The following is a 12,638-nucleotide window of genomic DNA, read 5'->3' on the forward strand; positions in this document are numbered from 1 at the left end:
GATGGCTCAATGCTCTTTGAGGGTGACACGATTTACAGCGCCTTCTTCGGAGGCTCTTTCTCAAAGACCACGCCGCCAACGGTCACATTGACAGCGGCGACCGTCAGGCCGCTTGTAGCTTCGATGCTGCCGGCCACGGCCTCCTGCACCGCTCTGGCTACGTCAGGGATGGTAAAGCCGTACTTCACCAAAATACCCAGATCCACCATGACATGATCGTCCTCCACCTGGATGCGGATGCCGCGGCTCAGGTTCTTCTTGCCCAGCAGCTCGGCCAGATCGGTGCCCAGATTGGCGGCCAGACCGCCGATGCCCTCTACCTCCAACACCGCAGCGGCGGCGATTACCGCCAGGACTTCTTCCGATATATGGATATTCCCAAGCTCATCGGACCGGGAAACGTATTCCTTGCCTTCTCCCACAGTGGTCACGCTCCTTTATTGGTTTGAAAGTATTCTACCACAACAGCAATGGATTTACAATCTGATTTTTGGAAACGTCCAATTTCATTTTGCGTTACCGCCGCCGTAGAAGGGGAACATGACGCGGAGCGGCGCTTTGGAAAAGGGCGGATGCCCCCGCACCCGCCCTTGAAACCTTTGGAATTTGTTAACTGGCCTCGATGATCTTGATCTGTCCGGCATGGAAGCCGGTCTCATCCATGACGATCTCACTGATTTTGGCCGTATCCGTCTGAGAGAGGGGCTGCGCGTTGTTGGAGACCACCACGCTGATGCTGTCCTCGCTGAGGAAGGCCACACAGTCGGCATACCCCTTTGCCGTGACCAGGTTTTCGATGTTGGCCTCGGACAGGGTGAAGGCCGCCATAGACTGGATGGCCTCATTTGCCTGATCGATGGATGCCTGATCGGCTGCTTCATCGGAGGCCGCCTCCTGAAGAAGGGACAGGGCGCTGTCCCTGGCCTGCTGCCGGTTGAGCCGGGCGCTGTCAAAATATCCGCCGGACGGCTTTTCAGAGGGCTTCCCCTCCTCTCCCGCATCGGTAGGAACCGGCTTCGTTTCCGCAAGGAGGGGGTCCTCCGTCTTGCCGTCCACCAGCGCCGCCTCACCCAGCACCTTTCCTGTGTCGGTGGAGCCCTCCATGCCCTCCTGGCTGTACGACCAGTTGAGATAAACTGCCGCACACACAAAGAGAATGATCGCAGCCACCACCGCATTCCGTTTCCAAAGTTTCATCCTGACGCTTCCTCCTTACTTACCTTTACAGATGGATATTTTGTCCGCACCCAGGCCGGTGAGATCGGATACGGCTTCCGCCAGCTTCAGCTGGACCCCTGGATCATCCCCGCCGGGGCAGACCACCACCGCTCCTTGCAGCTGCGGCGCCATCTGCTGCAAGGTCACCGCCTCCTCCCGCCCGGACCCACCGGAGATCACCACAGTGGTCCGTTCCTCCGAACGGTCCCCGTTCCGGTCCGACCCCGTCGTATCCTGTGCCAGGATCTGCCGGGGACCCGTACGCAGGGCAAGGGCCACCGTCACCTCTCCAGCTCCGTCGATTTTGGAGAGGGTCTTTTCCAGCTTTTCCTCCAGCTCAGAGAGGGAAAAGGCGACCTGTACCGTCTCCCCTGTCCGTTCCGCAGAAGCCTCCTTTCCAGTCTCAGACTGGGCCGGCAGCAGCAGGAGAAGCAGTCCGACCAGCAGGATCAGCAGAACAAATTTATACTTTTCCAGGACCGACATCGCCTTTTTGCCCGCCGCCGCGGCACGTTCTGTCCCCTTCATCCTTCCTCGCCTCCATCGCGATAGCTCTGCCGCTCTGCGGGGATGGCCAGATCGGCCTCGATCCGCCGGGCGAGCAGCGCCTGTTCCTCACGGCTCATGGGCCCCGTCACCACCACGGACTCCGGGTATGGCATCCCATTTTCTCCGACGGCGCACAGCACCTGCACCTCCCGGCATGGAAGGCCCAGCTCAGCCGCCTTGTCCAGAATATATGCGCCGGTCTCACGTCCTATGATGGATTTCATCAGGTCCTGTCCCGCCTCCTCCGCAGCGGGCACCGCCTCCATTTCCAGCCGCAGGTTGGCCGAGGACAGGGCGGTAAGGTCCACCTCCAGCACCGGCTTTACCACTGCCGCCAGCAGCAGCAGTCCACCGGCCAGCCGACCAATCCGACGCACCGTTCCCCTCGCCGCCAGGCTGTCTGCCAGGGCCACAATGATGGCGGCACAGGTGATTCCCGTGAGCCACTGGCGCAGAAGCTCCATCATGGCGAGGACAGGGAGACGGCCGACACCATGGACACCAGGAGCAACAGAGCGGAGGCCCCTGTCATTCCCAGCACAAGCCCGAAGGCGCTGCCGATCTGATCGATGAGTCCGGCCACCCGTCCATCCGCCACCGTGGCGGCCAGGGCGCCGGTGAGCTTATAGGTCAGGTAATGGATGGCGAGCTGTAGGAATGGAACCAGAGATATGGACAAGACGGTCAGCATCCCAAAGATCCCTACCGCGTTTTTCAGCACGCCTGCGCCCGCCAACACCGTCTCCGCCGCATCGGAGAGGATGCCGCCGACCACCGGCACCATGCTGGAGACGGTAAAGCGCGCCGCCTTCACAGCCATAGCGTCTGCGGTGCCGGCCACCACACCGCTTGCGGTGAGATAACCCACATAGGTAAGGAGCAGGACCGTGAGCACGGTGGTCACCACCCACTTCAACACGCCCGCCATGCGTTTGAGTCCCTCGTTTCCCACCGCCGCCCAGGCAAAACTGGCCGCGATGTAGCCATAGGTCAGAGGCAGGAGCAGACTGGTGATGGCCGTGAGGAGCAGATTGGAAAAGAGCATTGCGGCGAACTGCCGGGCGGCTGCGCTCCCCGGAGCGCCCCCCAGCGCGGTGGCCGCCGCCATGGTGGGCAGGAGGATCTGTCCAAAAGACTCCATCCGTTCCAGCATCTCACGCCCCATCCCGATGAGGGCGTCGGCATCCTTCACCGCGATGGCCGTGATGGCGCAGGCCGCTGCCATGGGTACCGCCGGAAGACCGACGCCCTCTCCCGCTGTCTCCCAGACCCCCTGGGCCAGAGAGGCCAAAAGCACCACTGCCAGCAGCGACACCGCGCTGCGCACCGCCTTTCGGAGTACCCCGCCGGCGGCGGCCTGTCCCTCTTCCAAAAGACTCCGCAGCCCGGCATCCAGGTCAGCTCCGGCCACATCTGTACCGGGCCCATAGACTCCAGCCGCCTCCGACAGCCTGTCCAGGCCCAATCGCTCCGCCTGCTCCGTCAGGATCTCCCCTGACGCCGCCGATGCACTGGTGAGCAACAGGAGAAAACAGAGGAGCAGCATACACATCCGTTTCATTTTCATCCACGTCCCTTATTACAGCAGTCCCGTCACCATGGTAAGCACCGTCTCCAGAAGCGGCACCGCCGCGCATAGGGCACAGGCCGCGCCCGCCGTCTCCACAAAGGCGGCAATGCCGCTCTCGCCTGCGTCCCGGCACAGTTCAGCCGCCAGCCGGGTCAGAATGGCGATGCCACTGGTCTTGACCACCGGCGCAAGCACCGCCGGAGAGAGCCCCGCCGTATCGGAAAGAAGATCCATGAGCGCCCGGACCGAAGAAAGTGCGTCCAGAGAAGTGCTCAGCAAAACGGCTCCTGCCGTCACGGCCAGGACCAGTCCCAGCTCCGCAGCTCCCTTGCGGACCACAGCGGCACACAGAGCCGCCGTTACCGCGATGGCGGCCAATCGCAGGATATCCGGCATAGCCGTTACAGCCCAAAGAGGTCCTTGACCAGCGTGAAGAGCTCGCTGATTTCTTGGACCACCATCATGAGCACCACAACCAGCCCGGCCAGAGTTGTCATCGTGGCCTGCTCCTCGCGCCCCGACCGGGTGAGCACCTGATTGAGCACGGACACCAGGATACCAATGGCGGCGATCTTGAAAATGAGGTCTACATCCATGGTCCTTCCACTTCCCCGTTCCTTTTGAGATTGCGCCGCCCTTACAGCAGCAGAATAGCCAGCATGGCCCCCGAGCCAACGCCAAGTGCGGTGTAGACCCGCCCCAGCCGCCGCCGCTCCTCCTGTGCCCGGGTCAGGCAGACCCTGAGCGCATCTACCGTTCTTCCCAGAGCGGCGATCTGGTCGTCGGCATCATAGCGGCCCAGGACCTCCCCCAGCTCCGCCAGCACGGCTCGTTCCTCCTGGGCAAGCAGCAGTCCCGGCTCCTCCTCTGCCGCCTGTGCCCAGATCGCGCCAAATGTCTGTTCCCCCAACTCCTCCAGGTGCTCTCTGCAATAGGCAAAAAGATAGCGGGCCGGTTCTTCCGTCTGGCAGGCGGTCCGCTCCATCAACTCCGGCATGGCGGCGCGCCGAAAGGCCAGCTCCCGGCCCAGAATCTCCAGTCCGGCAACCAGAGAACGCAGGGATTTTACCCGCTCCTCCAGCTGTCCGGCTGCGCACAGGCCCACACCCGCCGCCCCCGCTGTCAACAGCAATGCGCCCGCCAATCTTAACACAGCCCGTCCCCCTCCAGCCCGGCCAGTCTCCAGCGGCGCGTTCCGCCCCGCCCTGTCAGCACCACCGCCTGCGTCAGGACGCCGCGGCAGACCAGCCTTTGAAACAGCGGGCGGCGGAGAAGATCCTGGGGATTGACCGCATGGGCGGTACACAGAAGCGCGGTCCCACAGCCGGAAGCCTCCTCCAGGGCGGCGGCATCTTCGGCGCTTGCTACCTCATCGGCTGCCAGCACCTGCGGTGTCATGGCCCGCAGCAGCAGAGTCAGGGCCTCCGCCTTGGGGCAGCCGTCCAGCACATCGGTATGGGCGCCCAAATCGTTCATCGGGGTCCCATGAAACATGGCGGCCAGCTCCCCCCGCTCATCGGCCACTCCCACCCGCAGGGGCGGGCCCTCAATACCGTCAGAGATACGGCGGATGAGATCCCGGAGGAGGGTGGTCTTTCCGCCTCCCGGCGGAGCAAGGATCACGGTCCCCCCCACCGCCCCGGCCTCTTTGAGCAGGGGACGTATCCCCTCAGCCACGCCAGGGACCTCTTTCGCGATACGGATCGCCAAGGAGGACAGCGTCCCTATGGTGCGTATCACGCCGTTTTCACAGACTGCGCTTCCACACAGCCCCACCCGATGCCCGCCGCGCACCGTGACATATCCCTCCCGCACCCTGTCCAGGACAGCGTGCGCGGATGCCTGGGTAGCGATCTCCAACGTCAGCCTGAGGTCTTCGCTGGTGACCGGCTGTCCCCCGTCAGTCGCCAGCGGTATCTCTCCCTCCGGCAGAGTGACGGTAGGTAGTCGTCCGATCCGAAGTCTCAGTTCCTCAGCCCGTGCCTTGTCCGACCTGGAAAGCCGTTCCGCTCCCTGACGCAGCCCCTTGGGCAGCAGGGACGCCGCCTGTGAAAACCGCTCTGCGGCTTCTTCCCTTATGGGCACTATCATTGTGCTCAGCACCCCTCTCCTTTGCAGATGCTCCATTCTATGTGAGGGTACCCTTACCTATGACTGCCCGTCCAAGAATTTTCCAAAAGAAAAGGCGTGCGGCATAGGCCGCACACCTTTCTCCCGCTCTATCATCATTATCGTTCTTTACGGGCAGCTCTCGGGTCCATGGCGTCCCGCAGGGCGTTGCCCAGGATTTGGAGGCAGACCACCGTCAGGACGATGAGAAGGCCCGGAGGCAGCCACACCCAGGGCCGACCGGTCAGGACAGCCAGGCTGGATGCGCTCTGCATCAGGTTGCCCCAGGATGCCTGAGGTGGTCGGATGCCCACCCCCAGAAAGCTGAGACTGGATTCGGACAGGATGGCCCGCCCCACCCGTTGGCCAAGGGCCGCCCACACCGGTGCCACTGCATTGGGCAGGACATTCCGATATAGAATGGTCCCTGTTCTGCCACCCAGGGCCCGAACTGCCAGGATATATTCCTTTTCCCGGACTGAGAGCACATTCCCGTAGACCAGCCGGGCGATCCCCGGCCAGCCCAGCAGCCCCAGGACCAGCACCAGATTGAGCACCGAAGCCCCCATCAGACTGACCAGGCACAGTGTGAGCACGATATTGGGAAAGGATTGAAACACGTCGGCCAGCCGCATGATCCAGAACTCCCACGCGCCGCGCCGGTAGCCGGCCAGCAGCCCCAGTGGGACCCCAACGGCAAGATTGATGGCGGCGGCAGCAAAGCCCACCAGCAGGGAGATGCGCCCACCGCAGATGAGCCGGGCCAATATATCCCGACCCACGTCGTCGGTCCCCAGCCAGTGTTCCGCCGAAGGAGCCGCCCAGAATCCGGCTGTCCGGTCAGTGACATTGGGCTCCAGACCCAGCAGCGGCGGCAAAAGCAGCACGCACAGAACTTCCAGGGCCAAGATGACCATACAGACCACCGCCCGCCGGTCCGACCTCAGGCGAAACCATACACGCTTACCGCTCTCCATAGCGCACCCTCGGGTCTACCAGGCCGTAGACCACATCCAGCAGCAGGCTGGTCAGCAGGACCGCCAGGGCCATCACCACCGTGACCCCCATAATCACGTTAAAGTCCCGACCACTGACGGCGGAGAACATCAGGCTGCCCATGCCCGGCCAGCCGAAGATCCGCTCCACGACCACAGACCCGCCGATGATGTGGGGGATGTGGGTCAGGATGCTGGTGAGCACCGGGATCAGGGCACTGCGCAGAGCGTGACGGACCAGGACCACCCGTTCCCTCAGACCCTTGGCCCGTGCGGTCATGATGTAGTCCTCCCCCAGGACCTCCAGACAGGCGCTCTGGGTCTGCCGCAGGATGCCGCCCACATTGCTGAGCCCAATGATCCCGGCGGGTAGAATGAGATGGCGGAGCAGATCCCCGGCCCCTCCCCCGCCTGCGGCCCGATACATGCCAGAGGCCGGCAGCCACCCCAGCTTCACCGAAAAGAGAAAAATGGCTGCCAGGGCCAGGAAAAAGCCCGGTACCGCCGAACCGAAGACGGTAAACAGATGGGCCAGGCGGCCCCACCCCCCTCTTGGCTCCCAGGCAGCCAGCATCCCCAGTGGAACGGCGATGACGACAGCCAGCACGACACCGGTACCGGTGAGGAGGAGCGAGGGCCAGAGACGCTGGATGATAAGCTCGGACACCTCCTGCCCATAGTGGTAGGAGCGGCCCAGATCCCCATGGAAAAGCCCCGCCAACCACAGAGCATACCGCGTCGGCAGGGGCTGATCCAGACCGAGGGCGGCTTCCATGGCCGCCCGTTCCGTCTCGCCGGCCGCTCCCTCCCCCATGAGATCCGTCAGGTCCCCGGGCGCCAGGTCCACCAGCAAAAAGACAAGGATGGTGATACCAAAGAAAACTGGAATGGCGGTGATGAGCCGCCTGCGAATGTACTGTGCCATTGTAATTCCTCCTGCACTTCCGGCCCGGTTAGGGCACAGGGGGTCCCGCCTTCGGGGCCCCCTTACGGAGGTCTATTCTATACAGTGTAAATGTTTATTCCTTTACCCATTCCCACACATTCTCGTTGGAGAAGCTGGCCGAGGGGTAATCGATGTTGGCCACCGTGGGAGACTGGACATGGAGGGCCGTCCCGAACCACAGGGGGATAAAGGGGCGCTCCTGCGCCAGATAGGAGTCCAGTTCGGCCACAAGCTCCATGCGCTTGTCCACGTCGGTCTCAGCCCGGATGGCCTGGATGCGCTGGCTGTACGGTGTAAGGTCGGCAATATGGAAGAGATTGTTGGTCTCTGAAAGGCGGGGTTCCGTGAACCACAGGGGCAGCGCAGCAGGTGTGTGGCTGGCAATGCCCAGATCGTAGGTCCCGTCGGCCATCCCGGCAAACATAGCCGCCGAGTCCACCGTCTCAATGGTGATGTTGATGCCTGCCTCTGCCAGGTTCTGCTGCATCAGAGCGGCCAGTCCGGCGCGGTTGGAGGTGCATACCAGAGTATAGCTCCTGCCGTCGTATCCGGCTTCGGCCAGCAGGGACCTGGCTCCCTCCACATCCCGCGCTCCCGCCGGTTCCGCAGCGGCAGCATAGGGGCCTTCGGGGCTGAGGCTGCTCCCCGCCGGCCTGCCAAGGCCATGGGTAGACTGCTCGCACAGCAGTTCCTTGTCCAGCGCCAGCTCAATGGCCCGGCGGACTCGGGCGTCCGGGATACGCTCTGCATTGAGCATCAGCTCAAAGAAGGTGTTGGGCACCGTCCCCTTTAGAACCGTCAGTCCGCTGCTCTCCGCCAGAGACGCATTCTCGGTGGTGATATTGCCGCCGATGGCGTAGTAGTCCATGTCCCCGGCAATGAGGGCTGTGAGGAGGTTGGACTTGTCCATCACTGTGATGACCAGCTTGTCAAAGCCGGGGCGTCCCAGCTGGTAATCCGGGTTTGCTGCCAGGGTGAGACGGCTGCCGGGCACTTCCTCCAGAAACCGGCACGGCCCGGAGCCCACCGGCGCCTTCCAGAACTCCAACTCCATAAGGCCGGCGGGGTCCTCCCCCTCCAGCAGATGGGTGGGCAGGACATAAAATTCCCGGTTCTTATTCAGCAGGAAATCCTCCGGGGTCGTCGGGTCCCGAAAGGTAAATTTCAAGGTGTACTCGTCCACCGCCTCCACGCCGAAGGTCTCCCCTGCCACCCGGCAGCCGTCCTGGTCGGTCCCGGTGAATACGGAAAAATTCCCCCGGCCCAGCACCGGACAAGCCGGATCAGTCATGAGGGTGAAGGTCTCCACCCAATGCTCCGCCGTCACAGGCGTGCCGTCATGGAAGGCAGCCTGTTCATCCAAATGGAAGAGGGCGGTGTGGCCGTCCTCACTCCCCTCCCAGCTTTTGGCTGCCCGTGGAGAGAGGCGCCCGTCGGCATGGACATAGGCCAGGCGGTCATAGAGCTTGTCGTAGATCATACGGGCATAGTTGCTGCCGGAAATGCTGTTATAAGGCATCAGGCTGTCCCAGGGATTGGAGATGCCATAGTTTACCGTTACGCCTGCCACTTTGCCGTCCCCCGGCCCGCAGGCCGGCAGGAGGGCCAGCAGGGCGGCCAGCGCCAGGGCTGCCGCCAAAAATCTCCCCCGCCTCATTCCACAGTCACCGACTTGGCCAGATTCCGGGGCTTATCGATGTCGCAGCCCCGCATCAGCGCCACATAATAGGCAAACAGCTGCATCGGAATCACATCCAGGCTGGGCAGGAGCATGGGGTGGGTATCCGGCACCGTAATCACATGATCCGCCGTCCCGGCCATCTCTTTTGCTCGGGACGCAACGGTAAGGCCCAGCACATCGGCTCCCCGGGACTTCACCTCCACCACATTGCTCATGAGCTTGTCAAAGAGCTGCACCCGGCTGGCCAGGGCCACCACCAGGGTGCCGTCTTCAATGAGGGAAATGGTCCCGTGCTTGAGTTCACCGGCAGCGTAAGCCTCAGAGTGGATGTAGGAGATCTCTTTCAGCTTCAAAGAGCCCTCCAGTCCGATGGCGTAGTCGATATTCCGCCCGATGAAGAAGATGGATTCGTGGTTGAAGTAGATGGAGGCATAGTACTGGATGGCCTCCCGGTGGGACAGGACCTCTTCCATTTTGGCGGGGATGGTGAGCAGCTCGGCTACGATCTCCTCATAAGCCGCCTCGCTCACGGTACCCAGCAGCTCGGCAAACCGCAGCGCGATGAGATAGATCACAGCCAACTGGGTGGAATATGCCTTGGTGGTAGCCACAGCAATCTCGGGGCCGGCCCAGGTGTAGAGCACGCCGTCCGACTCCCGGGCAATGGTGGAGCCCACCACATTCACGATGGACAGCACCCGTCCGCCCAGGCGCTTGGCCTCCCGCATGGCCGCCAGTGTGTCGATGGTCTCGCCGGACTGGCTGATAACGATACATAATGTGTGCTCGGTCACCAGCGGTTCGCAGTAGCGGAATTCAGAGGCCAGGGTGACCTCCACCGGCTTGCGGAGGATGCCTTCCAGGATATACTTGGCCACCATGCCCACATGGTAGGAGGAGCCGCAGGCAATGATATATATCTTATCCATGGCCTTGAGCTGTTCTTCGGTGATCTCCAGCTCGTCCAGCACCACCCGCCCGTTTTGTATGCGGGGAAAGACCGTGTCCCGGAAGGCTTTGGGCTGTTCCATGATCTCCTTGGCCATGAAGTGTTCGTACCCGCCCTTTTCGGCGGCGGAGATCTCCCAGTCCACATGGTGGAGCTCCTTCTGCACCGGCTGGAGGTAGGGGTGGTTGTAGACCTGGATACCGTCCCTGGTGAGGACGGCAATCTCTCCATCGTCCAGATAATAGACGTCCCGAGTGTATTTGATGACGGCGGTGACGTCGCTGGCCAGGAAGTGAAAGCCCTCCCCCAGGCCCAGGATCAGGGGACTGTCCTTCCGGGCGGCGATGAGCCGGTCGGGGCAGTCGGCACAGACGATACCCAGGGCGTAGGCGCCCTCGATGCGGTGGAGCACCTTGGTGACGGCCTCCATGATATCGCCCCGGTAGTAGTACTCCAGCAGCTGGGCCACCACCTCGGTATCGGTCTGGGAGACAAAGGACACACCCTTGGACTCCAGGAACGCTTTGATGTGGGCATAATTTTCAATGATGCCGTTGTGGACGACGGCGATCCGTCCCGATGTGCTCACATGGGGGTGTGAGTTGACGTCAGAGGGCTCCCCGTGGGTGGCCCAGCGGGTATGGCCCAGCCCAACTGTGCCGTGGATGGTCTTCCCTCCCGCCACAATGTCAGAGAGCACCTTCAGCCGCCCCTTGGCCTTGACGACTTTCAAGCCATCTGTCTCAGAGTAGACGGCCAGCCCGGCGGAGTCGTAGCCACGATACTCCAGCCGTTCCAGCCCATCGAGCAAAATGGGGGCGGCCTCCTCCCTGCCGATATATCCAACAATACCACACATAGGATCGTTCTCCTCCAATTCTTTATGGGGAAATCAGTAAATTATTATATCATCCTCTCAGCCATCCCACAACATAAATTTCCGCGCGTGCACCTTCAAATTGAGAAACCAATGCTTGACATTACGGCTTTGACCAATTATAATAAGTCTTCGGTAAAACATTTCCGGGTGTGGCGAAGCTTGGTATCGCGCTTGGTTCGGGTCCAAGAGGCCGTGGGTTCGAATCCCGCCACTCGGACCATGCGGAGTATCATTAAATGATCTGAAAAGGTCTGTTGATGATACTCCGCATTTTTTATTTCCAAATCTATATGGCAATCTGTGCGGGGGCGTAGCTTAATGCTACGCCTTTTCTCGTTTCCAAAAGAATGTCCCGCTCGGGGATCTTCCGGCGATCTGGCACCTCAAAGGCTCCAATGCAGTTGTAGTGGATCGTCACCCGCTGATTGGTAATGCCGTCCTCCTTGACCGCAGGATAGACCTCGATGTACTGAATGAGCTCGGCAACCATGCGTTTGGTGATAGCGGTGGCGTCGGTGTAGCGGCGCACCGTTTCCAAGAAGGTGTCCACATCCATCCGCTTATCTTCCAGCTTTTTCAGTTCCAGACGAAGCGCCTTGATTTTCTTGGCATTTTCGCCTTGCTCCTGCTCGTACCGCTTGGACATTTTGGTAAACCGGGCATTTCAGATAGCCGGAAAAGACGCTGGGCTCTTGGGTAACTGTGGGGCGCTTGCGCCGTGTCCCGCCTTTTAACGCCTGTACCTTTTCCCAAGTTGGCCGGTCAATGATAGGCTCATGGACATTGAGGAAGATCGCCCTGTTCTCCGACCGGTTCTCAATCCGACGCTTCATTTTATAGGATTTGGAATAGCTTTTGAAGTTGATGACATCACCGCAGTATTCCTGCGTGGTCAAAATCTTCTTGATTGTGGTATGCCCCCATTTTGTGGGCTCCACGGTGCTTTTGGAACCGCCCTTGCTAATTCCCTTGCTGGTTCGATAGGCCGAGGGGTTCAGCGCCCCCATGTTTCCCAGCGCCGTGGCAATCTGCAAAGGCCCGTTGCCCTCCAAGGCCAGACGATAAATGCAGCGCACCACCTCGGTGGCCTCCGGGTCAATCACCCAAAACCAGGGATCGTCCGGGTTCTTTATGTAGCCGTAGGGCGGCGGCGAAAGCGGAATCCCGGCGTTGCCCTTCATCTTGTTGACGATCCGGCGCTTCTTGGAAATGTCTTTGGCGTAGTATTCATTCATAATGTTTTTGAACGGGGTGAAATCATCTTCGCCCTCGTCGCTGTCCACGCCATCGGAAACGGCCACCAGCCGCACATCATGGAGCGGGAAAAATTCCTCGGTGAGCCTGCCCACCTCAATGTAGTTCCGGCCCAGCCGGGAGAGGTCTTTCACAAACACCGCCGAGATGTACCCGGCCTCGATTGCGGCGATCATTTTCTGAAAGCCGGGGCGCTTCATGGTAGTGCCGGTGATCCCGTCATCCACGAAAAAGATAGTGTCCGTGTAGCCCTTATCCTTAGCGGCCTTTTGAAGTATTTTCTTTTGGTTCTGGATGCTGTTGGACTCGCTGTCCATGTTATCGTCACGGCTCAGGCGGCAGTAGAGAGCGGCTGTGCCGGTAGAGATTTTCTTGCTTGACTGTTTCAAAATATCCTCCTTCCTGCAATCAAGCAAGAGGTTCTTATCTATGTATATTATACCTCTGCCGACTGCCCGTGTTAAGGATGTCGATGGAACAGTTAGGC

15 protein-coding genes and 1 tRNA gene are annotated in these 12,638 nt (G+C 61.0%); 1 reads left to right on the plus strand and 15 read right to left on the minus strand.

Features of this window, described 5'->3' with window-relative positions:
- Positions 1-32: 32 nt before the first annotated feature.
- From Q0Y09_RS11300 to glmS, 13 genes are all read right to left on the minus strand, one after another.
- A complete protein-coding gene (locus Q0Y09_RS11300) occupies positions 33-422 on the minus strand; it encodes an Asp23/Gls24 family envelope stress response protein (protein ID WP_297721622.1) in 390 nt (129 codons plus the stop codon).
- A 187-nt stretch (positions 423-609) separates the two neighbouring features.
- Positions 610-1,197, minus strand: coding sequence for a SpoIIIAH-like family protein (locus Q0Y09_RS11305; RefSeq protein ID WP_297721625.1), 588 nt, complete (start codon positions 1,195-1,197; stop codon positions 610-612).
- A 15-nt stretch (positions 1,198-1,212) separates the two neighbouring features.
- Complete coding sequence (locus Q0Y09_RS11310) at positions 1,213-1,746, minus strand: stage III sporulation protein AG (protein ID WP_297721628.1); 534 nt, start codon at positions 1,744-1,746, stop codon at positions 1,213-1,215.
- Positions 1,743-2,234 (minus strand): stage III sporulation protein AF, encoded by a 492-nt coding sequence (locus tag Q0Y09_RS11315; RefSeq protein ID WP_297721631.1) that lies wholly within the window; start codon positions 2,232-2,234, stop codon positions 1,743-1,745. The genes Q0Y09_RS11310 and Q0Y09_RS11315 overlap by 4 nt, the downstream gene beginning before the upstream one ends.
- Complete coding sequence (locus Q0Y09_RS11320) at positions 2,231-3,328, minus strand: stage III sporulation protein AE (protein ID WP_297721634.1); 1,098 nt, start codon at positions 3,326-3,328, stop codon at positions 2,231-2,233. Before Q0Y09_RS11320 ends, Q0Y09_RS11315 begins: the two co-directional genes overlap by 4 nt.
- Positions 3,329-3,346: 18 nt before the next feature.
- The gene (locus Q0Y09_RS11325) at positions 3,347-3,733 is read right to left on the minus strand and encodes a SpoIIIAC/SpoIIIAD family protein (RefSeq protein WP_297721637.1); all 387 of its coding nucleotides are present in this window, start codon (positions 3,731-3,733) and stop codon (positions 3,347-3,349) included.
- Positions 3,734-3,738: 5 nt separating this feature from the next.
- Complete coding sequence (spoIIIAC, locus tag Q0Y09_RS11330; RefSeq protein ID WP_297721640.1) at positions 3,739-3,933, minus strand: stage III sporulation protein AC; 195 nt, start codon at positions 3,931-3,933, stop codon at positions 3,739-3,741.
- A 41-nt stretch (positions 3,934-3,974) separates the two neighbouring features.
- Complete coding sequence (locus Q0Y09_RS11335; protein WP_297721643.1) at positions 3,975-4,490, minus strand: stage III sporulation protein AB; 516 nt, start codon at positions 4,488-4,490, stop codon at positions 3,975-3,977.
- A complete protein-coding gene (locus Q0Y09_RS11340; RefSeq protein ID WP_297721646.1) occupies positions 4,484-5,428 on the minus strand; it encodes a stage III sporulation protein AB in 945 nt (314 codons plus the stop codon). Before Q0Y09_RS11340 ends, Q0Y09_RS11335 begins: the two co-directional genes overlap by 7 nt.
- A 137-nt stretch (positions 5,429-5,565) precedes the next feature.
- Positions 5,566-6,423 (minus strand): ABC transporter permease, encoded by an 858-nt coding sequence (locus Q0Y09_RS11345; RefSeq protein ID WP_297721649.1) that lies wholly within the window; start codon positions 6,421-6,423, stop codon positions 5,566-5,568.
- Entirely contained in the window at positions 6,410-7,366 is a 957-nt protein-coding gene (locus tag Q0Y09_RS11350; RefSeq protein WP_297721652.1) for an ABC transporter permease, read from the minus strand. The genes Q0Y09_RS11345 and Q0Y09_RS11350 overlap by 14 nt, the downstream gene beginning before the upstream one ends.
- 94 nt (positions 7,367-7,460) lie before the next feature.
- Complete coding sequence (locus tag Q0Y09_RS11355) at positions 7,461-9,026, minus strand: ABC transporter substrate-binding protein (protein ID WP_297721655.1); 1,566 nt, start codon at positions 9,024-9,026, stop codon at positions 7,461-7,463.
- A gap of 14 nt (positions 9,027-9,040) precedes the next feature.
- Positions 9,041-10,876, minus strand: a complete 1,836-nt coding sequence (glmS, locus tag Q0Y09_RS11360; RefSeq protein WP_297721659.1) for a glutamine--fructose-6-phosphate transaminase (isomerizing) — start codon at positions 10,874-10,876, stop codon at positions 9,041-9,043.
- A 164-nt stretch (positions 10,877-11,040) separates the two neighbouring features.
- On the opposite strand from glmS, the gene Q0Y09_RS11365 reads away from it, so the two are divergent.
- Positions 11,041-11,117, plus strand: a tRNA-Pro gene (locus Q0Y09_RS11365).
- A 66-nt stretch (positions 11,118-11,183) separates the two neighbouring features.
- Here the strand turns inward: Q0Y09_RS11365 and Q0Y09_RS11370 are convergent.
- Together Q0Y09_RS11370 and Q0Y09_RS11375 are read right to left on the minus strand one after the other, a co-directional pair.
- Positions 11,184-11,543 carry a DUF4368 domain-containing protein gene (locus tag Q0Y09_RS11370; protein ID WP_297721661.1) on the minus strand — a complete coding sequence of 120 codons (360 nt, stop codon included), beginning with the start codon at positions 11,541-11,543 and terminating at the stop codon, positions 11,184-11,186.
- Positions 11,458-12,540, minus strand: coding sequence for a recombinase family protein (locus Q0Y09_RS11375; RefSeq protein ID WP_297721664.1), 1,083 nt, complete (start codon positions 12,538-12,540; stop codon positions 11,458-11,460). Before Q0Y09_RS11375 ends, Q0Y09_RS11370 begins: the two co-directional genes overlap by 86 nt.
- Between the last annotated feature and the right edge of the window lie 98 nt (positions 12,541-12,638).

The sequence above is a fragment of the Intestinimonas sp. genome (genome assembly GCF_026169115.1).
Taxonomy (GTDB): Bacteria; Bacillota; Clostridia; order Oscillospirales; family Oscillospiraceae; genus Intestinimonas.

Coding starts and splice junctions, on each gene's coding strand:
- spoIIIAC (WP_297721640.1), bottom strand. CDS start 3,933: ATGGATGTAGACCTCATTTTCAAGATCGCCGCCATTGGTATCCTGGTG.
- Q0Y09_RS11350 (WP_297721652.1), bottom strand. CDS start 7,366: ATGGCACAGTACATTCGCAGGCGGCTCATCACCGCCATTCCAGTTTTC.
- Q0Y09_RS11345 (WP_297721649.1), bottom strand. CDS start 6,423: ATGGAGAGCGGTAAGCGTGTATGGTTTCGCCTGAGGTCGGACCGGCGG.
- Q0Y09_RS11340 (WP_297721646.1), bottom strand. CDS start 5,428: ATGATAGTGCCCATAAGGGAAGAAGCCGCAGAGCGGTTTTCACAGGCG.
- Q0Y09_RS11305 (WP_297721625.1), bottom strand. CDS start 1,197: ATGAAACTTTGGAAACGGAATGCGGTGGTGGCTGCGATCATTCTCTTT.
- Q0Y09_RS11370 (WP_297721661.1), bottom strand. CDS start 11,543: ATGTCCAAGCGGTACGAGCAGGAGCAAGGCGAAAATGCCAAGAAAATC.
- Q0Y09_RS11310 (WP_297721628.1), bottom strand. CDS start 1,746: ATGAAGGGGACAGAACGTGCCGCGGCGGCGGGCAAAAAGGCGATGTCG.
- Q0Y09_RS11325 (WP_297721637.1), bottom strand. CDS start 3,733: ATGCCGGATATCCTGCGATTGGCCGCCATCGCGGTAACGGCGGCTCTG.
- Q0Y09_RS11320 (WP_297721634.1), bottom strand. CDS start 3,328: ATGAAACGGATGTGTATGCTGCTCCTCTGTTTTCTCCTGTTGCTCACC.
- glmS (WP_297721659.1), bottom strand. CDS start 10,876: ATGTGTGGTATTGTTGGATATATCGGCAGGGAGGAGGCCGCCCCCATT.
- Q0Y09_RS11315 (WP_297721631.1), bottom strand. CDS start 2,234: ATGATGGAGCTTCTGCGCCAGTGGCTCACGGGAATCACCTGTGCCGCC.